Here is a 23907-nt window from a genome sequence, read left to right on the forward strand (position 1 = left end):
ATTACCCGCGGGCAGTAAAAAAGAAGCCGCAACGTTATACGTTGCGGCTTCCTCAAAAGCTTAACTGACAAGCATTACCGGCATTTGCCGGCCCTTTTTTTATCGCGAGAACCGCTTACAGGCCCCCGGCGTCGCGCTTGGTGTTCGGCGCCGGCGTAGACGGCGGCGTACGGCCGTTGTTGGTCAGCCGCGACAGCGTCTCGGTGCGCACCTGGAACGGCGGGTACGGCAGCGTGATGCCGTGCTCGCGGTAGCCCGCCAGGATCAGCTGGTGGATCTCGTGGCGCAGCGGCATGCGGTGGCCCATCTCGGCGGCGTAAATACGCATCTCGAAGATCTGGATACCTTGCTGCAGATCGACCAGGTAAACCTCCGGCGCCGGGTTATCCAGCACCAGCGAGCAGCGTTCGGCGGCGTTCATCAGGATCTTGGTCACCTCTTCGCTGTTGGCTTCGCCCGGTGCCGGCACGGTCAGCACCACACGGGTCAGGTTATCCGACAGCGACCAGTTGACGAACTGTTCGGTGATGAAGGCTTTGTTCGGCACGATGATCTCTTTGCGGTCCCAGTCCGAAATGGTGGTGGCGCGGGTGTTGATCTTGGTGACGGTGCCGGTCAGGTTGCGGATCGTCACGGTATCGCCGATGCGGATCGGTTTCTCGAACAGGATGATCAGGCCGGAGATGAAGTTGGAGAAGATCTCCTGCATGCCGAAGCCCAACCCCAGGCTGAGTGCGGTAACCACCCACTGCAGTTTCGACCATTCGATGCCGATCCAGGCGAAGCTGAGCACCGCGCCGAACACCAGCAGCAGGTACTTGGTGATGGTGGTGATGGCGTAGCCGGTGCCCGGCGTCAGATCCAGGTGCTGCAGCACCGCCAGCTCCAGCAGCGCCGGCAGGTTGCGCACCAGCTGCATGGTGATGATCAACACCAGAATGGCAATCAGGACCGCGCCGAGGGTGATCGGATGAGCGGTCTCCACGCCGTTCACCGTCGAGGTCACATCCCACAGCGAGATGTTTTCCAGGAAGGCGAACGCGGAGTGGATCTCCGACCACAGCACGATCACCGACACCAGCGCGATCAGCGTCAGGATCGAACGCACCAGCCGCAGCGACTGAGCGCTGATGGTGTCCAGATCGAAGTCCGAATCGTCCGGATCGATGGATCCTTCGGTGCTGTTTGGGGTGTGCGAAGTTTCGTCTTCGCCGCGGGCGCGCTGGGCCAGGATGTCGGCACGGCGCTGTTTGGCGCGATCGAAGGCGATGCGCCGCCGCTGGATCAGCATCCAGCGGCGGATGATGTGGTAGACAACCAGCAGCAGGAACCAGATCGCCACCGAGGTTTCCAGGCGCGCCAACAGCGCCTGCGCGGTGGTGAGGTAACCGACGGTCGAGGCCAGCGCCGCCAGCAGCGGCGCCGACAGCAGCAGCCCCCAGAAGGCGCTGTTGAGCATGTTGTCGCCCGAGCCGTTTTTATCCAGATACAGCGGGATGCCGGCGCGCTTCAGGCTGTGGGTGACCAGCGCCAGCGCCAGACACAGCAGGATGAAGCACAGCCGCCCCAGGGTGTTGGCGAATTCGCGCTCTTTCAGGCTATCGAAGGTGATCAGCGCCATGATCAGCGGCACGATCAGCCAGATCGACATCTTATAGTAACGCATGGCGCGCGAAACCTGCTTCGCCGGCCAGCGGAAGTGCACGATGAACAACCCCTGCGGATGGGCGAAAGCGGCGCAGATCATGCAGATCCACAGGATCGGCAGCGTGGCGGTCACCCCTTTGCCGATCGCTTCCGCCACCGGGTAGTTCCAGGCGCTCTGCAGGCCGTAGCCGAGCGCGGCCCACAGCACCGGCAGCGGCATCGCCACCAGAATCGACCAGAACACGGTGCGCACCGTCAGGAAGAATTCGTCCTGCGTCACCTTGCCGACGCGGCTGCTGGCGCGCTCGAGGAAGGCGTGATAGTGCTTGCGCGAACTGATGCTGAAAATCACCAGCAGCAGGGCGCCGAAGATCGGGATCAGCGTTTCGCGGCTGGTCACCATCATCATGAAAGCGCCGCCGAGCTGTGACAGCGTGTCCAGCGACAGGACGCGCGTCAGATCGTGCGCCACGTTGAGCGGATAAGAGAAGTTGATCGGATTGACGTCCGGCACCCAGAACAGATAGCGGTGGGTGGCGTCGCGAATTTCGTTCAACGCTTCGATCAGTTGGGTGTTGGCCACCTTCAGCTTGGTCAGCTCGAGGATTTGGGTGTCGCAACCGGACAGCAGCGAGTTCAGCAGCTCGCGCTGGGTGCGCAGCTGGGCATCGACGATGCGCTGCTCCTGGTTGGTCAGCGCGCTGCCGTCGTCGCGTTTGAATTCGCGTTGCGATAGTTTTTCCAGCTGGTTTTCAAACTGCAGGCGCTGCACGCGCAGCTGGGCCATGTCGCCGTCCAGCTGTTGCGGCTTGGGCATCTCCGGCAGCGTCGCCACCTGGGCGCGCAGGGTTTCCCCCAGCGCCGACGACGAGCCGAGCCACTGGGCCTGCTCGATGATGGTGCTCAGCGCCTGGCGCACCTGCAGCGTCTGCGCCGCCGCCTGCCGCTGCTGCGACGAAATCAGATCCATGCGCTGCGCCTGGCTGTTCAGCGCGGCGGACAGTTCGCGGTTGATCTGCAGCTGTTGGCTGATGCTTTTTGGCAAGTCGCCGTTCTGCTCGGCCAGCTGCTCGGTTTTTTCCAGCGCCAGTTCCGCTTCGCGTTGGCGCTGGGCGTTGAGGTTGTTGCGCAGCGCCTGCAGCTGAACGTCTATTTTCTCGTGGCGCTTTTTATAGACCTCGGCGCGCATGCGCGCCAGCTCCTGACGGTTGTTGGCCGACAGCTGCGCCAGCTCCAGCTCGTCCACTTTGGCTTTGCGCGCCGCGGCTTCGGTCTGCAGCAGGGCCAGGGCGGCCTGCGCGTACGGGGTGGTCGGGTTGGCGGGCTGCGCCTGCAGACGGCGCTGCACTTCGGTCAGCGCGCGGCGGGCGTCGGTCTGCTGCTGCGGCAGCTGGCCGAGGGAATCGCTGATTTCCCGCGTGCGATCCTGCTCTTGTTGCAGCAGGCGCGCCTGTTCCAGCAGCAGGCTGCTGGTTTGCAGGATCTGCTGTTCCAGCTCGGCGGCCGGCAGATCGTCGCCGTTCGGCAGGATCTTGTTGCTTTCCAGCACCAGCTGACGGCGCAGTTCCTGCGTCATCTTCGGGAAATCGTCGATCACCTTCTGATACTGTTCAGAGCGAGTCTGCGACTCTTTACGCTCCGTCAGCCAGTTGAGGGCGCTTTGCAGCGCCTCGGTGGTCTCCGCCTGATTTGGCGCGTTTTTGCTGCTTTCCGCCTGCTTCAGCTCCTGTTTGAGCTGGTTCTCGGTCGGCACGGGGGCGGCCAGCGCCGGTTGCCACAGCAGGCAACCGAGCAAAAGCGTGATGATCAGGCGCACGGCGTCGATTCCTTTAGAGCGGGGTCTGTGGTGTTTCAGCGGCGGCCGGGATTTCGGCGAAGGCCTCACCCATGCGGGTGACGGTGCCGTTATGCAGCTGCGGCGCGAACTGCACGCTGCCTGCGGTAAACAGGTTGATCACCGTGGAGCCGAGTTTGAAGCGGCCCATCTCGGCGCCTTTTTCCAGCGCGATGGCGCCTTCTTCACCGGCGGCCGGGTAGGCCCAGCGTTTGATGATGCCTTCGCGCGGCGGCGTGACGGTGCCGGCCCAGACGGTCTCGATGCTGCCGACGATGGTGGCGCCGACCAGGATTTGCACCATCGGCCCGATGTCGGTGTCGAACACGCAGATCACGCGCTCGTTGCGCGCGAACAGGTTAGGCACGTTGGCGGCGGTGAGCGGGTTGACCGAGAACAGATCGCCCGGCACATAGATCATCTCGCGCAGCACGCCGGCGCACGGCATGTGCACGCGGTGGTAGTCGCGCGGCGCCAGATAGGTGGTGGCGAACTGGCCGTTGCGGAACGGCTCGGCCAGCAGGTAGTTGCCGGCCAGCAGCGCTTCCAGGCTGTAGTGGTGGCCTTTGGCCTGGAAGATTTGATCGTCGCGGATCGGGCCGAGCTGGCTGATGGCGCCATCGGCAGGCAGCGCCAGCCAGTTGGCGTCGGCGACGATCGGGCGCGCGCCGTCGCGCAGCGGGCGCACGAAGAAGTCGTTGAAGGTGGCGTAAGACGCCAGGTCCGGATTTTGCGCTTCCTGCATGTCTACGCGGTAGAAGCGGGCGAAGGCCTTGACCACCAGTTGGGTCAGCCAGCCGGCCCGTTTGTCGGCGCCCCAGCCCGCCAGGCGGGTCAGCGCCAGCTTCGGCAACCAATATTGCAATTTAATCTTGATGCTATCCAGCACGTTAACCTCGTGAATCAGGGTAAAGGGCGCGCATTGTAACGAGGGTTCCGCCGTCGTCAATGCCCGCCCGTCAGTGTCAGTCTGCGGCGTCCGTGAAGTTCTTGCGAACCTTCACCTGCGCCATGCTTTCCAGAATGCGGTGATAGTTGTCGAAACGTTCTTCCGCGATATCGCCCTTCTCCATCGCCGCGCGGATGGCGCAGCCGGGATCGGTATCGTGGCGGCAGTCGCGGAATTTGCAACCGCCTAAATAATCACGGAATTCGACAAATCCGCGGGTGATTTGTTCCGGCTCCAGATGCCACAGGCCAAACTCGCGCACCCCCGGGGAGTCGATCACGTCGCCGCCGTGCTGGAAATGGTACAGCCGCGCGGCGGTGGTGGTATGTTGCCCGAGGCCCGAAACGTCGGAAACCTGATTTACCAGAATTTGCTCTTCGGACGGCGGCAGCAGCGCATTCAGCAGGCTGGACTTGCCGACCCCCGACTGGCCGGCGAAGATGCTGATGCGCCCGGCCAGCGCCTGTTCGAATTCCGCCATGCCTTCCCGCGTCTGGCTGGAAACTTCCAACACCCGGTAGCCAATCTTGCGATAGATATCCATCATGCCGTCGACCAGCTTGCGCGCTTCGGCGTCCAGCAGGTCAATTTTGTTGAGCACGATCAGCGGCTCGACTTCGAGCGTTTCGCAGGCCACCAGATAACGGTCGATGATGTTCAGCGACAGCTCGGGCAGGATCGCCGACACGATGACGATCTGATTGATATTGGCGGCGATCGGCTTCACGCCGTCGTAGAAGTCCGGGCGCGTCAGCACCGAGGTGCGCTCGTGCACCGCTTCCACGATGCCTTTTACCCCTTCATGGGTGCCCAGGCCGGGGCGCCACACCACGCGATCGCCGGTGACCAGCGAACGCAGCGTGCGGCGGATGTTGCAGCGGTGCTGAGTGCCATCCGGCGCCTCAACGTCGGCGTGCATGCCGAAACGGCTGATAACGACGCCTTCCTGCGGCTCGCCCAGCTGGGAATCATCCGGTTCCGGTTTGTTATCAGCGCGCTTCAGACGGCGCTGATGGTTCGCCTGCACGCGGCGTTGCTGGCCTTTGGACAGTTTGTTCTTACTCACTGCGCCTCACTTGAATCGGTTTTATACCTTTACGTATACGCACAGCTGCGGCGGGGGACTTGCCCCGAGCGCAGCCTTGAACCCGTCAGGGTATATGTCGCCCAGGGCGACCAAAAAGACTATGATACACGCTATTTTATATTAAATAACCGTTGTTAGCCGCCGGCTGCGGCGCGTCGCCACCGGCGGCGCCCGTCGTCTCGTCCGCACAGCGTTTTTCTCTCGGCTTTTAGGCAGGAAACATCATGACAGGAAACGAAAATAACCTGATTTGGATCGATTTGGAGATGACCGGGCTGGATCCCGAGCGTGACCGCATTATCGAGATCGCCACGCTGGTCACCGACGCCAACCTGAACATCCTGGCGGAAGGGCCGGTGATCGCCGTGCACCAATCCGACGAGCAGCTGGCCTTGATGGACGAGTGGAACGTGCGCACCCATACCGGCAGCGGGCTGGTGGAGCGGGTGAAAGCCAGCCGCCAGGACGATCGCGCCGCCGAGCTGGAAACGATAGCCTTTCTGCAGCAGTGGGTGCCGGCCGGCAAATCGCCGATCTGCGGCAACAGCGTGGGCCAGGACCGCCGTTTCCTGTTCCGCTACATGCCGGAGCTGGAGGCCTACTTCCATTATCGCTATCTGGACGTCAGCACGTTGAAGGAACTGGCGCGCCGTTGGAAGCCGGAAATTCTCGCCGGCTTTAAGAAGCAGGGCACCCATCAGGCGCTGGACGACATCCGCGAATCGGTGGCCGAGCTGGCTTATTACCGCGAACATTTCATTCAGCTTTAAGGCGATGGCGGCCCCTGCGGGGAAAAAACGCCGTTTTTAGCCGCTTAATTCGCCAAACTGGCGCTTTAATCGGCAATCAAACAAAAATCGCGTTTTTTTGCTTTCAGGGGCTTGCGACAAAAAGGATTTCTCGTATAATGCGCACCCCGTACCGATGAAGAATTTCGTAACGTTCCACCATCGATACGCCGGGCGGGAATAGCTCAGTTGGTAGAGCACGACCTTGCCAAGGTCGGGGTCGCGAGTTCGAGTCTCGTTTCCCGCTCCAAATTCAACAATGTCGCGATGCGGCATGATGAATAAATAAAGCAGTATCAAGCAGCACCTATGCGACGCGGGAATAGCTCAGTTGGTAGAGCGCAACCTTGCCAAGGTTGAGGTCGCGAGTTCGAGCCTCGTTTCCCGCTCCAAAAATTCAAAGGTCACGCCAGTGTTTGGTGACCGGATGCCAAAAGCATCTCAATGCGGGAATAGCTCAGTTGGTAGAGCACGACCTTGCCAAGGTCGGGGTCGCGAGTTCGAGTCTCGTTTCCCGCTCCAATTTTCTCTTCGTTTCAAATTCAAATCCAACGCCTTATCCGGCGCGGGTTTTTGTCCCGTTTTACACGCCTGGTAAAAATGTTGTAAACAGAGTTATCCACAGCCTCTGTACATAAACCCGCCTGCCTGAAAAATCAACGTCATACAAATTAAATATTTATCTATTTGATTTATAAGTTTATTTATTTATCCCAAAACGTTATGCCGATCACTTGCTCTTTTTGTTGCAGTTGAAAGACAACGTGTTTTTATTTTTATGCACAAATCCACAGAGTGAGACATCCGGTGAAATAGCCGCGCGGCGCACGCCGTCAGGCGTCCCTTGGCAAACCTTTTTCCACAGCCCGTATCAGCCGTTTTTTCTGCGCCGTCTGCACCTCGATGCCCTGCGCCTCGCGGCGGGCAAGCTGCTGCGCCAGCGCCCAGTGGATATGTTCGTCCAGCATGGCGTCCTGGCCCAGGCGCGTGCGCAGCGCGAGCACAATGCCGTCCTCGTAGGGCGCATTGCCCAGCGCCACGGCGATATTGCGCAGCCAGCGCAGGTGGCCGATGCGGCGTATTGCTGAGCCTTCGGTGATGCGCAGAAATTTTTCTTCCGTCCAGTTGAACAGATCGATCAGCTGCGGTGCATGCAGCGCGGCGCGTGGGCTGAAATCGTCTTCGTCGGTGAGCTGCGAAAAGCGGTTCCACGGGCAGATCAGCTGGCAGTCGTCGCAGCCGTAGATGCGGTTGCCGAGCAGCGGCCGGAATTCCTCCGGGATCGCGCCTTCCAACTCGATGGTCAGGTAGGAGATGCAGCGCCGGGCGTCTACGGTATAGGGGGCGACGATGGCGCCGGTCGGGCAGGTGGTGATGCAGGCGACGCAGCGGCCGCACTGCTCTTCCTGCGGCTTATCCACCGGCAGCGGCAGGTCGATCAGCAGCTCGCCGAGGAAAAACCACGACCCGGCTTCGCGGTTGAGAATTAGTGAGTGTTTACCAACCCAGCCGATGCCCGCCTTGGCGGCCAGCGCGCGTTCCATCACCGGCGCGGAATCGACAAAGGGGCGGAAATTCAACTCGCCGCAGTAGGCCTGGATCTGATCGCCCAGCTTTTTCAGGCGCTGGCGCAACAGTTTGTGATAGTCGCGCCCCAGCGCGTAGCGGCTGACGTAACCCAGCTGCGGATTTTGCAAGGTGCTGGCAAACGCCGCCTTGGCCGGCAGGTAGTTCATGCGTACGCTGATCACCCGCAGCGTGCCCGGCAACAGTTCGTGAGGGCGCGCGCGCAGCATGCCGTGGCGCGCCATCCATTCCATCTCGCCGTGGTACTGCTTGTCGAGCCAGGCCTGCAGCTTCGGCTCTTCGAGGCTCAGGTCGGTATCGCAGATGCCAACCTGTTGGAATCCTAGCGATTGCCCCCATTGCTTGATATGTTGGGCGAGTTGATGGAGATCGAGGGGGTGCGTCATGACGGGCCACAGTGAAAAAGCATACGCTGACAGTTTACCACACTCTGTCTGGCCTGCGGATTGGATCCGTCGCTCGGAGCCCGCGGCGGCGGCCTCGCTCGGTATTTCTCTTTACGATTTGATGCAGCGCGCCGGTCAGGCGGCCTACGCATTGGCGCGCAACGCGTACCCCTCCCGCGACCACTGGCTGGTGCTGTGCGGCCACGGCAACAACGGCGGCGACGGCTATGTGGTGGCGCGCCTGGCGAAGGCGGCGGGCCTGCAGGTGACGCTGATCGCCTGCGAAGGCGCACGGCCTTTGCCGCCGGAAGCCGCAGCGGCCCGTCAGGCCTGGCTGGCCGCCGGCGGTGATATTCTGCCGGCGAACAGCCGCTGGCCGGCGTCTGTCTCTCTCATTATCGACGGCCTGTTAGGCACTGGCCTTGGCAGCGCGCCGCGTGCGCCTTACGACGCGCTGATCGAGGCCGTCAACCGCCATTCGGCGCCGGTGGTCGCGCTCGATATCCCGTCCGGCCTGCTGGCGGAGAGCGGCGCTGTGCCGGGCGCGGTCGTGCGTGCCGCGCACACCGTCACGTTCATCGGCCTCAAACCGGGATTGCTGACCGGCCAGGCGCGCGACTGGGTCGGGCAACTTCATCAGAATGCGCTAGGCTTATCGGGTTGGCTGGCGAAGCAACCGGAACAGATTCAGCGGCTTACCGCCGAGGCGTTGCCGCGCTGGCTGCATCCGCGCCGCCCCTGCGCCCATAAGGGCGAGCATGGCCGCCTGCTGTTGGTGGGCGGTGACCGCGGATTCGGCGGCGCCATTCGCATGGCGGCGGAAGCGGCGCTGCGCAGCGGGGCGGGATTGGTGCGAGTGCTTACTCACATTGAACACGTCGCACCGCTGCTGGCGGCCCGGCCGGAGTTGATGGCGCAGGCGCTGGACGAGGCGACGCTGCGGCAGGCGATGCAATGGGCGGATGTGCTGGTGATTGGCCCGGGGCTGGGCCAGGCTGAATGGGGCAAAAACGCCTTGAACGTGCTGCAAACCAGCGATAAACCGGCCTTGTGGGACGCCGATGCGCTGAACTTGCTGGCATTAAATCCCGAGAAACGGCAGAATCGCGTGATGACTCCGCATCCTGGAGAGGCGGCGCGGCTGTTGAGCTGCAGCACTGCCGACATCGAGAGTGATCGCTTACTTGCTGTGCGCAAGCTGACGGCGCGCTACGGCGGCGTGGCGGTGCTGAAAGGCGCCGGCACGCTGATCGCCGATGAGCAGGGGCAGATGGCGATCGCCGACGTCGGCAACGCCGGCATGGCCTCCGGCGGCATGGGCGATGTGCTGTCGGGCATCATCGGCGGTTTGCTGGCGCAAAAGCTCCCGCTGTATGATGCCGCCTGTGCGGGCTGCGTCGTACACGGCGCGGCCGGCGATCGCGTAGCGGAAAGACAAGGAACAAGAGGCATGTTGGCGACCGATTTACTGCCGGACATCCTTCATTTCGTTAACCCTGAGTGGGCAAAATAGACTTTATCGAATGAAAGAACTCGTTTTACCTCTGCCGGACGAGGCAGCGACTGTCGCTTTGGGCACCACTTTGGCCAAGGCCTGCGATCGCGCCAGCGTCATCTATCTCTACGGCGACCTGGGCGCCGGTAAAACCACCTTCAGCCGTGGTTTCCTGCAGGCGTTAGGGCATCAGGGCAACGTCAAAAGCCCGACCTACACGCTGGTGGAACCCTATGCCTTGCAGCCGCTGGCGGTGTATCACTTCGATCTGTATCGCCTGGCCGATCCTGAAGAGCTTGAATTCATGGGCATTCGCGATTACTTCGCGCAAGACGCCATCTGCCTGGTCGAATGGCCGCAACAGGGCACCGGCGTGTTGCCGGAGCCGGATCTGGCGCTGCATCTTTGCTATCAGGGCGAGGGGCGAGAGGCGAAGATCGAGGCGATTTCCACTTACGGCAGCCAGCTGTTAGACCGCATTCATGGATCACAGGGATGATGCCGCAATGACGCACGTGTTGAAAAAATTTGCGGTCATCATGCTGATCGCCGTGCTGGGGCCACTCGGCGCGCTGAACGCGCTGGCGGCGTCTTCGCTGTCCGATATCAAAGTGTCCAACGCCCAGCGTGAAGCGACGGTGTCGGTGAGCTTCAATGGCCCGCCGGACTACGCGTTTTTCCCGCTGCACGGCCCGGATCGCGTGGTGCTGGACGTTAACCAGAAGGGCAAGGTCGGCGGTCTGCCGCTCAATTTCAGCGGCCAAAACCTGGTGAAAAGCATTCGCTCCAGCGCGCCGAAAGACGCTCAGAGCGTGCGCCTGGTGTTTGATCTGACCCAGCGCGCCAAAACCCGCGTCGCCACCCGCCAGAACGGCAGCGTGCATACCGTGGTGTTCACCATTACGGCCGAAGGCAGTGCCAATACGGTGGCGCGCAAGGCACCGGTGCAAACGCCTGCGCCGGTTGCGGTCAACCCACCGCCGCGTCAGGCGCCGGTCGCGGTGCGTGAAGCGCCGGAGCCGCCGCTGCGCAAAGCGCCGACGGGATCGAATCCCTTTACCAATAAACAGACCGTCGTCGCAGGCACCGCCACCGAAGTCACGCCGCGCAGCAGCCGCGTTTCCGCCGGTTCCGGCGATCGGGTGGTGGTGGCGATCGACGCCGGCCACGGCGGCCAGGATCCGGGCGCCATTGGCCCGAGCGGGCTGAAAGAAAAGAATGTCACCATCGCCATTGCGCGCCGCCTGCAGGCGATGCTGGACGCCGATCCGCAGTTCAAACCGGTGCTGACGCGTACCGGCGACTACTTCATCTCGGTGATGGGGCGCTCCGACGTTGCGCGCAAACAGGGCGCCAACGTGCTGGTCTCCATCCACGCCGACGCAGCGCCAAACCGCAGCGCCAGCGGGGCCTCTGTTTGGGTGCTGTCCAACCGCCGCGCCAACAGCGAAATGGCCGGCTGGCTCGAACAGCATGAGAAGCAGTCCGAACTGCTCGGCGGCGCAGGCGATCTGCTGGCCAACAGCCAGGCAGACCCTTACCTGAGCCAGGCGGTGCTGGATCTGCAGTTCGGCCACTCGCAGCGCGTCGGGTATGACGTGGCGGTGAAAGTGCTGCAGCAGCTGCAGAGCGTTGGATCGCTGCACAAACGCCGGCCGGAACATGCCAGCCTGGGCGTGCTGCGCTCACCGGATATTCCCTCGCTGCTGGTGGAAACCGGATTTATCAGTAATAGCACGGAGGAGCGGCTGCTGGGCAGTAGCGCGTATCAGGAGAAGATTGCCAAGGCCATTCATAACGGCCTGCGCAGCTACTTCCTGGCGCATCCGCTGCAAGCCGACCCAAAGGTGGAAAACCGACCGCTGGACGTCGCAGCGGCGGTTAACACCTCAACACCAGACGTGCGCCAGCCTGAGCCTATCGTTAGCTCGGCCGGCGCGAGCCGCAGCGTAAGCGGCAAGACCCAGATCCACGTGGTGAAGCGGGCGGAAACGCTGTCCGGCATCGCCGACAGCTACGGCACCACCATGGCGGCGCTGCGGGATCTGAACAAACTGAAAAAAGACGGCGTGTGGGTCGGGCAACGCCTGAAGGTGCCGGCGGGGAAAACCGCCGCCGTCACCACCGTCGCCAAGGCGAAAACGCCGGCCAAGAAGCCGTCTAAACATAAAGTGGCCCGCGGGGATACGCTCTCCTCCATCGCTTCTCGCTACGGGGTCAGCGTCGGCGATCTGAAACGGGTCAATAATCTGAAGTCGGACGTCGCGCCGCTGGATCGGACGCTGACCATTCCGCAGGCCTAGCGCCATCGCTACAGGAGTCAGCATGCCTATCCAGGTGTTACCGCCACAGCTTGCCAACCAGATCGCCGCCGGAGAGGTGGTTGAACGCCCCGCGTCGGTCGTCAAGGAGCTGGTGGAAAACAGCCTGGACGCCGGCGCGACGCGCATCGATATCGACATTGAACGCGGCGGCGCCAAGCTTATCCGCATTCGCGACAACGGCTGCGGCATCGGCAAGGACGATCTGGCGCTGGCGCTGGCGCGGCACGCCACCAGTAAAATCAGCACGCTCGACGACCTGGAGGCGATCGTCAGCCTCGGTTTTCGCGGCGAAGCGCTGGCCAGTATCAGCTCGGTTTCCCGTTTGACCCTGACGTCGCGCACCGCCGAGCAGAGCGAGGCGTGGCAAGCCTATGCCGAAGGGCGCGAGCAGGCGGTGACGGTCAAACCCGCCGCGCACCCGGTCGGCAGCACGCTGGAAGTGCTGGATCTGTTTTACAACACCCCGGCGCGCCGCAAGTTCATGCGCACCGAGAAAACCGAATTCGGCCATATCGACGAAGTGGTGCGGCGCATCGCGCTGGCGCGTTTCGATGTGGCGATCAACCTCAGCCACAACGGCAAACCGATCCGCCAATACCGGGCGGCGAAAGAAGAGAGCCAGCACGAGCGCCGTTTGGGCAGCATCTGCGGCCCGGCATTTTTGCAGCATGCGCTGAACATCGACTGGCAGCACGGCGATCTGAGCATCCGCGGTTGGGTGGCGGATCCGGCCGGGGCGCGCCAGCTGGGTGAAATGCAGTACTGCTACGTCAACTGCCGCATGATGCGCGATCGCTTGATCAACCACGCCATTCGTCAGGCCTATCAGGATCAGCTGAAAGACGATCAGCAACCCGCTTACGTGCTGTATCTGGAGGTCGATCCGCACCAGGTGGACGTCAACGTTCATCCCGCCAAGCACGAAGTGCGTTTCCATCAGGCGCGGCTGGTGCACGATTTTATCTACCAGGCGGTAACCACCGTGCTGCAGCAGGCCGGTCAGACGCCGCCGCTGCCGCTGGCGGAAACGCCTGAAGAAGCGTCTGCGCCGGTCTGGCAGCCGGAAAACCGCGTCGCCGCCGGCGGCAACCATTTTTCTCAGCCTGCGCCGCGTCGCGAAACGCCGCCACCGGCCGGCGTCGCCCGCGAGCGCGCACCGCAGCCGGGTTGGCAAACGGCGGGCAGTTACCAGAAACGCGAAGGCGAGCTGTACGGTAAACTGATGCAGCCCGCCGCCGAGCCGCAGGCCGATGCGGCGTCGGAAGTTTCGAGCAAGCCGCCGCTGTTCCCGCCGGCGAAAGCCGCAGCGGAAACGCCGTTGGCGAGCGGCCAGCACAGTTTTGGCCGGGTGCTGATGATCCACCCGCCGTGCTACGCGTTGATTGAACAGCGCCAGCAGCCGGCGTTGCTCAATCTGACGGTGGCCGAGCGCTGGCTGCGCCAGGCGCAGCTCAACCCGCCGACGGAAGGGCTGCGGCCGCAGCCGCTGCTGATCCCAGTCAAGCTGACGTTGGACAAGCGCGAAGTGGCGGCCATCGCGCGGCATCAGGCGCTGCTGACGATGATGGGGCTGGATCTGCAGGCGGATCACGGCCGTGTGACGCTGCGCGCAGTGCCTTTACCATTACGCCAACAAAATTTACAAAAACTGATACCCGAACTGTTAGGCTATCTGGCCGAACATCAGGAGATGTCGCCCGCGGTGCTGGCCACCTGGCTCGCTCGCCGCCTTGGCAGCGAACATGAACAGTGGAACACCTCGCAAGCGATACAATTGCTGACCGACGTTGAACGACTTTGCCCGCAGCTGGTCAAATCGCCACCGAGCGGACTTTTACAACCCGTTGATTTACAGGCCGCACTGGCGGCCCTCAAGCATGACTGAAACTGAAATGACACCACGTCCCCCGGCTATTTTCATCATGGGGCCGACCGCCTCGGGCAAGACCTCGCTGGCGATCGCGCTGCGCGAACGCCTGCCGGTGGAACTGATCAGCGTCGATTCCGCGCTGATTTATCGCGGCATGGATATCGGCACCGCCAAGCCGAGCGCTGAAGAATTGGCGCAGGCGCCGCATCGGCTGATCGATATTCGCGATCCCGCCGAAGCTTACTCGGCCGCGGAGTTTCGCGCCGACGCGCTGAAGGAGATGGCCGACATCACCGCCGCCGGGCGCATTCCGCTGCTGGTCGGCGGCACCATGTTGTATTTCAAGGCGTTGTTGGAAGGATTGTCGCCGCTGCCGTCTGCCGATCCCGCGGTGCGCGAGCGCATCGAACGGCAAGCGGCGGAGCAGGGTTGGGAGGCGTTGCACCGTCAGTTACAGGCGATCGATCCGGTCGCGGCATTGAGAATTCATCCGAATGATCCGCAGAGACTGTCCAGAGCACTGGAAGTTTTTTTTATTTCGGGTAAAACTTTAACGGAACTGACTAAAATTTCGGGTGAATCGTTACCGTATCAAGTTCACCAATTTGCGATAGCGCCGACCAGCCGTGAGTTGATCCATCAACGCATCGAGCTGCGGTACCATCAAATGTTGGCGGCGGGTTTTGAGACGGAAGCGCGTGCACTTTTCGCACGGGGTGATTTGCATACGGACTTGCCCTCCATTCGCTGTGTCGGTTACCGCCAGATGTGGTCATACTTGTCTGGTGAAATTAGTTACGATGAGATGGTTTATCGTGGTATTTGCGCAACACGTCAGTTGGCTAAACGCCAGATGACCTGGTTACGGGGTTGGGAGTCGGTCCATTGGTTGGACAGTGAAAAGCCGGGAGAGGCTTTGGACTCGGTGACACAGGTTGTTAGTGCATAGGTTGGGTGATTGTGTACAATTGCTGAGTATTCAGCGCGCAAATTTTTTACGTCGTTTATTTTAGAGCCGACAGGTTCTTAGTTACAAACAACAAGCAAATAAGGAAAAGATAGAATGGCTAAGGGGCAATCTTTGCAAGATCCGTTCCTGAACGCATTGCGTCGTGAACGTGTTCCGGTTTCTATTTATTTGGTGAATGGTATTAAGCTGCAAGGCCAGATTGAGTCTTTTGACCAGTTTGTCATCCTGTTGAAGAACACGGTTAGCCAGATGGTGTACAAGCACGCTATCTCTACCGTTGTCCCGTCACGTCCGGTTTCGCATCACAGCAACAACCCGAGCGGCGGTTCAAGCAACTATCACCATGGCAACAATCCGTCTGCGCAGCAACAGCCGCAGCAGGAAAGCGATGACGCTGAATAAAGCGCGTTGCAAGTCAACCATGACGGGGAGCATAAGCAGCCGCGGGCTGTTTATGTCCCCCAAACTCACGGTGAGTGTCCGTTTGAGAGGTTGCACGCTTGTTTGACCGTTATGAAGCCGGTGAGCAGGCCGTACTGGTTCATATCTATTTCTCGCAAGACAAAGATACGGAAGACCTCAACGAGTTCGAATCGTTGGTTTCCTCAGCCGGTGTCGAAGCTTTGCAAGTGGTGACTGGTAGCCGCAAAGCCCCGCATCCGAAGTACTTTGTCGGCGAAGGAAAGGCCGAAGAAATTGCAGATGCGGTGAAAGCCAGCGGCGCGTCTGTTGTCCTGTTTGATCATTCCCTTTCCCCGGCGCAGGAAAGAAACCTTGAGCGCCTGTGCGAATGCCGGGTGATCGATCGCACCGGGCTGATTTTAGACATCTTCGCCCAGCGTGCCCGCACCCATGAAGGTAAGCTGCAGGTGGAGCTGGCGCAGTTGCGTCACATCGCCACGCGTCTGGTACGCGGCTGGACGCACCTGGAGCGGCAAAAAGGGGGGATTGGCCTGCGCGGGCCGGGGGAAACCCAGCTTGAGACCGACCGTCGCCTGTTACGCGATCGCATCAGCTTGATTCTGCGCCGCCTGGAGCGGGTAGAAAAGCAGCGTGAACAAGGCCGACGCGCGCGGACCCGCGCCGATGTGCCGACCGTATCGCTGGTGGGCTACACCAACGCCGGCAAATCCACCCTGTTTAACCGAATAACGTCTGCCGAGGTGTATGCGGCGGACCAGCTATTTGCCACCCTGGATCCTACGTTGCGGCGCATTGACGTGCCGGACGTGGGGGATACCGTGTTGGCGGATACCGTAGGCTTTATCCGGCACCTGCCGCACGATCTGGTGGCCGCCTTCAAGGCGACGCTGCAGGAAACGCGCCAGGCATCTCTGCTGCTGCACGTCATCGATGCCGCAGATCCGCGCGTCGATGAGAACATCGAAGCGGTGAACACCGTGCTGGCGGAGATAGACTCGGATGAAATCCCTACACTGTTAGTGATGAACAAAATAGATATGCTGGACGATTTTGTGCCGCGTATCGACCGCAACGACGAAAACCTGCCGATCCGGGTGTGGCTGTCCGCCGCCAGCGGAGAGGGTATTCCGTTGCTGTATCAGGCGTTGACGGAGCGCTTATCGGGGGAGATCGCGCATTACGAATTGCGCTTACCGCCACGGGCAGGCCGTCTTCGCAGCCGTTTTTACCAGCTTCAGGCGATTGAAAAAGAGTGGAACGAAGAGGACGGCAGCATTGGCGTGGTGGTGCGAATGCCGATCGTCGAATGGCGTCGTCTCTGCAAGCAAGAACAGGACCTGATTGACTTTATCGTATGATCATATCCTGTTACATTTATGCTTCGCGAAAGCCTGAAGTACCCAATCACAGAATATGGAGCTAAAACATGGCGTGGAATCAGCCCGGTAATAACGGACAGGACCGCGACCCGTGGGGGAGCAGCAATAACAATGGCGGCAACTCTGGCGGTAACAACAAAGGCGGTCGTGATCAAGGGCCACCTGATTTGGACGATATCTTCCGTAAACTGAGCAAGAAATTGAGCGGTTTTGGCGGGGGCAAAGGCTCCAACAGCAATAGCGGCGGCACCGGCACCTCTGGTCCGGGCTTCAGCGGCCGCATTATCGGTATCGCGGCGGTGGCCGTGGTGGTGATCTGGGCCGCCAGCGGCTTCTACACCATCAAGGAAGCTGAGCGCGGCGTCGTGACGCGTTTCGGCAAGTTCAGCCACCTGGTGCAGCCGGGTCTGAACTGGAAGCCGACCTTCATCGACGACGTGCGTCCGGTGAACGTGGAATCCGTGCGCGAGCTGGCGGCGTCCGGCGTGATGCTGACCTCCGATGAAAACGTGGTGCGCGTGGAAATGAACGTGCAGTACCGCGTGACCAACCCGGAAGCGTACCTGTTCAGCGTCGTCAATGCCGACGACAGCCTGAGCCAGGCGACCGACAGCGCCCTGCGCGGCGTGATCGGCAAATACTCGATGGACCGCATCCTGACCGAAGGCCGTACCGTGGTGCGTAACGATACGCAGCGCATGCTGGAAGAGACCATTCGTCCTTACAACATGGGCATCACGCTGCTGGACGTCAACTTCCAGGCGGCGCGTCCGCCGGAAGAGGTGAAGGCGTCGTTCGACGATGCGATCGCCGCGCGTGAGAACGAGCAGCAATACATCCGTGAAGCGGAAGCTTACGCCAACGAAGTTCAGCCGCGTGCGAACGGCCAGGCGCAGCGTCTGCTGGAAGATTCCAAGGCTTATAAAGACCGTACCATCCTGGAAGCGCAGGGTGAGGTGGCGCGCTTTGCCAAGCTGTTGCCGGAATACAAGTCCGCTCCGCAGATCACCCGCGAGCGTCTGTATATCGAAACCATGGAAAAAGTGCTGGGCCATACCCGTAAGGTGTTGGTGAGCGACAAAGGCAACAACCTGATGGTGCTGCCGCTGGATCAGATGCTGCGCGGTCAAGGCGCGGCGCCGGAGAGCGGCAACAAGGATACCAGCCTGATTCGCCTCAATCCGAATCCTGCGCCGGCTGCCAACAGCAGCACTCCGCGTACCAGCGGCGGTTCGATTATGGATCAGCGCCGGGCGAATGCGCAGCGTGACGACACCACTCGCGTAGGGAGAGAGTAATCAATGCGTAAGTCTTTTGTAGTTATTGTCCTCGCGGTGCTGGTGGTGCTGTACGCTTCGCTGTTCGTGGTGCAGGAAGGCCAGCGCGGCATCGTGCTGCGCTTCGGCAAGGTTCTGCGCGACGACGAAAACAAACCGCTGGTGTATGCGCCGGGTCTGCACCTCAAGATCCCGTTCATCGAGACCGTGAAGAACCTGGATGCGCGTATCCAGACCATGGATAACCAGGCCGATCGTTTCGTGACCAGCGAGAAGAAAGACCTGATCGTCGACTCCTATCTGAAGTGGCGCATCAGCGACTTCAGCCGTTACTATCTGGCGACCGGCGGCGGCGACGTCTCCCAGGCCGAAGTGCTGCTGAAGCGTAAGTTCAGCGACCGTCTGCGTTCCGAAATCGGCCGCCTGGACGTGAAAGACATCGTGACCGACTCGCGCGGCAAGCTGATGTCCGACGTGCGTGACGCGCTGAACACCGGCACCGTGGGTGACGGCGAAGAAGTGGCGACCACCGAAGCCGATGACGCTATCGCCTCTGCGGCGGCGCGCGTTGAGCGGGAAACCACCGGCAAACAGCCGCAGGTGAACCCGAACAGCATGGCGGCGCTGGGCATCGAAGTGATCGACGTGCGTATCAAGCAGATCAACCTGCCGGCGGAAGTGTCCGACGCCATCTACCAGCGTATGCGCGCCGAGCGTGAAGCGGTAGCCCGTCGTCTGCGCTCGCAGGGCCAGGAAGAAGCCGAGAAGCTGCGCGCCAGCGCGGACTACGAAGTGACCCGTACCCTGGCGGAAGCCGAGCGTCAGGCGCGTATCACCCGCGGTGAAGGCGATGCCGAAGCGGCCAAGCTGTTCGCCAACGCGTTCAGCCAGGATCCGGACTTCTATGCCTTTATCCGCAGCCTGCGTGCCTATGAAGCCAGCTTCAAGGACAACCAGGACGTGCTGGTACTGAGCCCGGACAGCGATTTCTTCCGCTACATGAAGTCGCCTGATACCCTGCGCAAGTAAGCGCGGCAGGCAATCTGATCGAGGGCCCGTTTACGCGGGCCCTTTCTCGTTTTTGGGGGATGCATGAACTCAACGATTTGGCTGGCGCTCGGGCTGGTTCTGGTGCTGGAAGGATTAGGGCCGATGCTGTTTCCGCAGGCCTGGCGCAAAATGATTGTGGCGATGTCGCAACTGCCGGACGCGACGCTGCGGCGATTTGGCGGCGGAATAGTGGTTGCGGGCTGCGTGATCTACTACATGTTGAGCGGCCGCACGGGTCTTTAAAGTCTAGCCCAAAATTTATGCAATCGTATGCTAAAAGTGCTGAAAATCGAAAATTACGGTGGTAGAATCCATTTTTAAGCAATCGGTGATTTTGAAAAATGGGTAAGAACGTCGTCGTACTGGGCACCCAATGGGGTGACGAAGGTAAAGGCAAGGTTGTAGACCTGCTGACTGAACGGGCTCAATATGTTGTGCGCTACCAAGGTGGCCATAACGCTGGCCACACTCTGGTAATCAACGGTGAAAAAACCGTCCTTCATTTAATTCCTTCAGGTATTCTGCGTGAAAACGTCACCAGCATCATCGGCAACGGTGTTGTTCTGGCGCCGGACGCATTGATGAAAGAAATGGGTGAACTCGAAGCGCGTGGCATCCCGGTACGCGAACGTCTGTTACTCTCTGAAGCTTGCCCGCTGATCCTGCCTTACCACGTCGCGTTGGACAACGCGCGTGAGAAAGCGCGCGGCGCGAAAGCGATCGGTACCACCGGTCGCGGCATCGGCCCGGCTTACGAAGATAAAGTGGCTCGTCGCGGCCTGCGCGTCAGCGACCTGTTCAACAAAGAAACCTTCGCCGTTAAGCTCAAAGAGATCGTCGATTACCACAACTTCCAGCTGGTCAACTACTACAAAGTTGAAGCCGTCGATTATCAGGCGACGCTGGACTACGTGCTGTCTATCGCCGACATCCTGACCGCGATGGTGGTTGACGTTTCCGAACTGCTGGACGGCGCGCGCAAGCGTGGCGACCTGATCATGTTCGAAGGCGCTCAGGGCACCCTGCTGGATATCGACCACGGTACTTACCCGTACGTCACCTCTTCCAACACCACCGCCGGCGGCGTGGCTACCGGTTCCGGCATCGGCCCGCGTTATGTGGACTACGTGCTGGGCATCGTGAAAGCCTACTCCACTCGCGTGGGTGCAGGCCCGTTCCCAACCGAACTGTTCGATGAAACCGGCGAGTACCTGTGCAAGCAGGGTAACGAGTTCGGCGCCACCACCGGCCGCCGTCGTCGTACCGGCTGGCTGGACGCGGTAGCGGTGCGTCGCGCCGTGCAGATCAACTCCCTGTCTGGCTTCTGCCTGACCAAGCTGGACGTCCTGGACGGCCTGAAAGAAGTGAAGATCTGCGTGGGCTACCGCATGCCGGACGGCCGCGAAGTGGATACCACTCCGCTGGCGGCTGAAGGCTGGGAAGGTATCGAGCCTATCTACGAAACCATGCCGGGCTGGAGCGAAACCACCTTTGGCGTGAAAGAGCACAGCAAGCTGCCTCAGGCTGCGCTGAACTACATCAAGCGCATCGAAGAAGTGACCGGCGTACCGGTAGATATCATCTCTACCGGCCCGGATCGCAGCGAAACCATGATCCTGCGCGACCCGTTCGACGCATAATCAGGCTTTGCGGCAGTAAACAAACCGGGCGCGTCCCGGTTTGTTTTTATCCTGACTCCCTCCGATTGCGGTTTCACGTCAAAAAATCCTTTCATAAACCCGCCTTAGGGCGCGGGATTCGCTAAATAATTAGCGACGAACTCTCCGGCTGGTTTATTATCCAATGAGTAATCTTTTGAATAGCGCCGAAAAGCGGCGTATCAGACGGGTAAAACGATACCCAGAGGTAAGATGTGCAGTTAACAAGTTTTACTGATTATGGCCTGCGGGCGTTGATCTACATGGCCTCGTTGCCGCAGGACAAGATGACCAGTATCTCGGAAGTGACCGAGGTTTACGGCGTGTCTCGCAACCATATGGTGAAGATCATCAATCAGTTGAGCCGGGTCGGTTTTGTCACGGCGGTGCGCGGCAAGCATGGCGGCATCCGTTTGGGCAAACCGGCCGAGAGCATTCGCCTCGGCGACGTGGTGCGGGCGCTGGAGCCGCTTGCGCTGGTTAACTGCAGCAGCGAGTTTTGCCACATCACCCCTGCCTGCCGACTGAAGCAGGTGCTCCAACAGGGCGTACAGAATTTCCTTGAAGAGCTGGATAAGCATACGTTGGCCGATATGGTCGAAGACAATCCGCCGCTCTACAAGCTATTGCTTGTCGAATAAAACGACGTTGAGAAGACAAGGCTCAACGTCATCCTGCTGATGACAACGGAGGAACCGCAATGTCACAAGATCCATTCCTGGAACGAGAAGCAGAAAAATACGAATCCCCCATCCCCAGTCGTGAATATATCCTGGCCCATTTGGCGAAACGTGAAACGCCGGCCAGCCGCGAAGAACTGGGCAACGAACTGGGCCTCAGCGGTGAAGAGCAGCTGGAAGCGCTGCGCCGCCGCCTGCGCGCCATGGAGCGCGATGGCCAGCTGGTGTTTACCCGCCGCCAGTGCTACGCGCTGCCGGAACGTCTGGATCTGCTGCGCGGCACGGTGATCGGCCACCGCGACGGCTACGGCTTCCTGCGCGTGGAAGGCAGCAAAGACGATCTGTACCTGTCTGCCGAACAGATGAAAATGGCGATCCACGGTGACGTGGTGCTGGCGCAGGCCTTGGGCGCGGATCGCAAAGGGCGCCGCGAAGCGCGCATCGTGCGCGTGCTGGTGCCGAAAACCAGCCAGATTGTCGGCCGCTTCTTCATGGATGCCGGCACCGGCTTCGTGGTGCCGGACGACAGCCGTCTGAGCTTCGATATTCTGATCCCGGCGGACAGCGTCAGCGGCGCGCGCATGGGCTTTATGGTGGTGGTGGAGCTGACGCAGCGTCCGACCCGTCGCACCAAGGCGGTCGGCAAGATCGTCGAGATCCTCGGCGACAAGATGGGCACCAGCATGGCGGTGGACATCGCGCTGCGCACCCATGAGATCCCGCATACCTGGCCGCCGCAGGTGGAAAAGCAGGTGGCCGATCTCAGTGAGCAGGTGCCGGAAGCGGCCAAGAAGGGCCGCGTCGATCTGCGCAAGCTGCCGTTGGTCACCATCGACGGTGAAGACGCACGCGACTTCGATGACGCCGTGTACTGCGAGAAAAAACGCGGCGGCGGCTGGCGCCTGTGGGTTGCGATCGCCGACGTCAGTTACTACGTGCGCCCGCGCACCGCGCTGGACGATGAAGCGCGCAGCCGCGGTAACTCGGTGTACTTCCCGTCGCAGGTGATCCCGATGCTGCCGGAAGTGCTGTCCAACGGGCTGTGCTCCCTGAACCCACAGGTCGATCGCCTGTGCATGGTGTGCGAGATGACCATCTCCGCCCAGGGGCGCCTGTCCACGGCCAAGTTCTACGAAGCGGTGATGAGCTCGCACGCTCGCCTGACCTATAACAAGGTGTGGCACATTCTGCAGGGCGATCAGGAGCTGCGCGAGCACTACCATCCGCTGGTCAAGCACCTGGAAGAGCTGCACGCGATGTATAAGGTGCTGGATAAGGCGCGCGCCGAGCGCGGCGGCATCGCGTTTGAAACCGAAGAAGCCAAGTTCATCTTCAACGCCGAACGCCGCATCGAGCGCGTGGAGCCGACGGTGCGCAACGACGCCCACAAGCTGATCGAAGAGTGCATGATCATGGCCAACGTGGCGGCCGCGCGCTTCGTCGAGAAACGCAACGAGCCGGCGCTGTACCGCGTGCACGATCGTCCGAGCGACGACCACATCTCCGCGCTGCGCAGCGTGCTGAGCGAGCTGGGGCTGACGCTGGGCGGAGGCAACAAGCCGCAGCCGAAGGACTATGCGGTGCTGATGGATGAAGTGTCCGAGCGCCCTGACCACGAAATGCTGCAAACCATGTTGCTGCGTTCGATGAAGCAGGCGATTTACGATCCGGAAAACCGCGGCCACTTCGGCCTGGCGCTGGCGTCTTACGGCCACTTCACCTCGCCGATCCGCCGTTATCCGGATCTGGCGCTGCACCGCGCGATCAAATATCAGCTGGCCAAAGAACACGGCGAGCCGAAAGAGCGCTGGACGCCGACCGGCGGCTGGCACAGCGAATTCGAAGAGATGCTGCAGCTGGGCGAACACTGCTCGATGACCGAGCGTCGCGCGGACGAAGCGACGCGCAACGTCGCCGACTGGCTGAAGTGCGACTTCATGCAGGATCACGTCGGTGAAGTGTTCAGCGGCATCATCTCCAGCGTGACCGGCTTCGGCTTCTTCGTGCGCCTGAACGATCTGTTCATCGACGGGCTGGTGCACGTATCAACGCTGGATAATGATTACTATCGCTACGATAATATCGGCCAGCGCCTGATCGGCGAGTCTTCCGGCACGGTCTATCGCCTGGGGGATACGGTGGAGATCCGCGTGGACGCGGTGCATATGGACGAGCGCAAGATCGACTTCGCGCTGGTGTCCAGCACCCGCAAAGCGCGCGGTGAAGGCAAAACCGAGCGCGATCGCGCCAAGAAGGGCGGCCAGCGCACGCTGCGCGACAGCGGTAGCGCGGGGCGCGGCAAGCGCCGCGGGGGCAAACCGCCGGCCAACTTCGAGCCGGACAGCGCCTTCCGCAAGCAGGATGACGCCAAGCCTGCGGACAACGTGAAGAAGGCGAAGAAGAAAGCCAAGAAAGCGTCCGACAAAACGCGGAAAATCGCGGCGGCGACCAAAGCCAAACGCGCAGCCAAGAAGAAAGGTGCCGAGCAGGCTTAACCTGCCGC

18 protein-coding genes and 3 tRNA genes are annotated in these 23907 nt (G+C 61.0%); 17 read left to right on the top strand and 4 right to left on the bottom strand.

The window, feature by feature from the left end:
* Window positions 1–115 precede the first annotated feature (115 nt).
* From mscM to rsgA, 3 genes are all read right to left on the bottom strand, one after another.
* Window positions 116–3463, bottom strand: a complete 3348-nt coding sequence (gene mscM, locus AC4PR2_RS12520; protein ID WP_060421868.1) for a miniconductance mechanosensitive channel MscM — start codon at window positions 3461–3463, stop codon at window positions 116–118.
* 13 nt (window positions 3464–3476) lie between these two features.
* Window positions 3477–4370, bottom strand: coding sequence for an archaetidylserine decarboxylase (gene asd / locus AC4PR2_RS12525; RefSeq protein ID WP_492175170.1), 894 nt, complete (start codon window positions 4368–4370; stop codon window positions 3477–3479).
* Window positions 4371–4446: 76 nt separating this feature from the next.
* On the bottom strand, window positions 4447–5496 hold the full coding sequence (gene rsgA, locus AC4PR2_RS12530) for a small ribosomal subunit biogenesis GTPase RsgA (RefSeq protein ID WP_004929686.1): 1050 nt from the start codon (window positions 5494–5496) through the stop codon (window positions 4447–4449).
* A gap of 245 nt (window positions 5497–5741) precedes the next feature.
* Here rsgA and orn point away from each other — a divergent pair, with 245 nt between their 5' ends.
* From orn to AC4PR2_RS12550, 4 genes are all read left to right on the top strand, one after another.
* Window positions 5742–6287: an oligoribonuclease gene (gene orn / locus AC4PR2_RS12535; RefSeq protein ID WP_033636776.1), complete on the top strand. Its 546-nt coding sequence runs from the start codon at window positions 5742–5744 to the stop codon at window positions 6285–6287.
* Between the two features lie 192 nt (window positions 6288–6479).
* Window positions 6480–6555, top strand: a tRNA-Gly gene (locus AC4PR2_RS12540).
* A gap of 66 nt (window positions 6556–6621) precedes the next feature.
* A tRNA-Gly gene (locus AC4PR2_RS12545) sits at window positions 6622–6697 on the top strand.
* A 54-nt stretch (window positions 6698–6751) separates the two neighbouring features.
* Window positions 6752–6827, top strand: a tRNA-Gly gene (locus AC4PR2_RS12550).
* Between the two features lie 311 nt (window positions 6828–7138).
* On the opposite strand, the gene queG is transcribed toward AC4PR2_RS12550, so the two are convergent.
* Entirely contained in the window at window positions 7139–8278 is a 1140-nt protein-coding gene (gene queG / locus AC4PR2_RS12555; RefSeq protein ID WP_060421876.1) for a tRNA epoxyqueuosine(34) reductase QueG, read from the bottom strand.
* On the opposite strand from queG, the gene nnr reads away from it, so the two are divergent.
* The 13 genes from nnr (at window position 8277) to rnr (ending at window position 23899) form a co-directional block, all read left to right on the top strand.
* On the top strand, window positions 8277–9791 hold the full coding sequence (gene nnr / locus AC4PR2_RS12560; RefSeq protein WP_084826949.1) for a bifunctional ADP-dependent NAD(P)H-hydrate dehydratase/NAD(P)H-hydrate epimerase: 1515 nt from the start codon (window positions 8277–8279) through the stop codon (window positions 9789–9791). The two genes, queG and nnr, sit on opposite strands and share 2 nt — an antisense overlap.
* 10 nt (window positions 9792–9801) lie before the next feature.
* Window positions 9802–10272 (top strand): tRNA (adenosine(37)-N6)-threonylcarbamoyltransferase complex ATPase subunit type 1 TsaE, encoded by a 471-nt coding sequence (tsaE, locus tag AC4PR2_RS12565; protein ID WP_038879220.1) that lies wholly within the window; start codon window positions 9802–9804, stop codon window positions 10270–10272.
* Window positions 10273–10279: 7 nt separating this feature from the next.
* A complete protein-coding gene (amiB, locus tag AC4PR2_RS12570; RefSeq protein ID WP_084826948.1) occupies window positions 10280–12076 on the top strand; it encodes an N-acetylmuramoyl-L-alanine amidase AmiB in 1797 nt (598 codons plus the stop codon).
* Between the two features lie 22 nt (window positions 12077–12098).
* Window positions 12099–13982: a DNA mismatch repair endonuclease MutL gene (mutL, locus tag AC4PR2_RS12575; RefSeq protein ID WP_087763023.1), complete on the top strand. Its 1884-nt coding sequence runs from the start codon at window positions 12099–12101 to the stop codon at window positions 13980–13982.
* Window positions 13975–14916 carry a tRNA (adenosine(37)-N6)-dimethylallyltransferase MiaA gene (miaA, locus tag AC4PR2_RS12580; protein WP_060440895.1) on the top strand — a complete coding sequence of 314 codons (942 nt, stop codon included), beginning with the start codon at window positions 13975–13977 and terminating at the stop codon, window positions 14914–14916. Before mutL ends, miaA begins: the two co-directional genes overlap by 8 nt.
* 114 nt (window positions 14917–15030) lie before the next feature.
* Window positions 15031–15339: an RNA chaperone Hfq gene (hfq, locus tag AC4PR2_RS12585; RefSeq protein ID WP_004933678.1), complete on the top strand. Its 309-nt coding sequence runs from the start codon at window positions 15031–15033 to the stop codon at window positions 15337–15339.
* Between the two features lie 98 nt (window positions 15340–15437).
* Entirely contained in the window at window positions 15438–16718 is a 1281-nt protein-coding gene (hflX, locus tag AC4PR2_RS12590; RefSeq protein ID WP_004933675.1) for a ribosome rescue GTPase HflX, read from the top strand.
* A gap of 68 nt (window positions 16719–16786) precedes the next feature.
* Window positions 16787–18037 (top strand): FtsH protease activity modulator HflK, encoded by a 1251-nt coding sequence (gene hflK, locus AC4PR2_RS12595; RefSeq protein WP_038879209.1) that lies wholly within the window; start codon window positions 16787–16789, stop codon window positions 18035–18037.
* A gap of 3 nt (window positions 18038–18040) precedes the next feature.
* Window positions 18041–19045, top strand: coding sequence for a protease modulator HflC (gene hflC / locus AC4PR2_RS12600; protein WP_180548036.1), 1005 nt, complete (start codon window positions 18041–18043; stop codon window positions 19043–19045).
* A gap of 63 nt (window positions 19046–19108) precedes the next feature.
* Window positions 19109–19309 (top strand): DUF2065 domain-containing protein, encoded by a 201-nt coding sequence (locus AC4PR2_RS12605; RefSeq protein ID WP_004933666.1) that lies wholly within the window; start codon window positions 19109–19111, stop codon window positions 19307–19309.
* 98 nt (window positions 19310–19407) lie between these two features.
* Window positions 19408–20706 carry an adenylosuccinate synthase gene (locus AC4PR2_RS12610; protein WP_033648701.1) on the top strand — a complete coding sequence of 433 codons (1299 nt, stop codon included), beginning with the start codon at window positions 19408–19410 and terminating at the stop codon, window positions 20704–20706.
* 233 nt (window positions 20707–20939) lie between these two features.
* Window positions 20940–21365, top strand: a complete 426-nt coding sequence (gene nsrR, locus AC4PR2_RS12615) for a nitric oxide-sensing transcriptional repressor NsrR (RefSeq protein WP_015376391.1) — start codon at window positions 20940–20942, stop codon at window positions 21363–21365.
* Window positions 21366–21424: 59 nt separating this feature from the next.
* Window positions 21425–23899 (top strand): ribonuclease R, encoded by a 2475-nt coding sequence (rnr, locus tag AC4PR2_RS12620; protein ID WP_060421893.1) that lies wholly within the window; start codon window positions 21425–21427, stop codon window positions 23897–23899.
* Window positions 23900–23907: the final 8 nt, after the last annotated feature.

This window comes from Serratia sp. A07, from assembly GCF_058725505.1.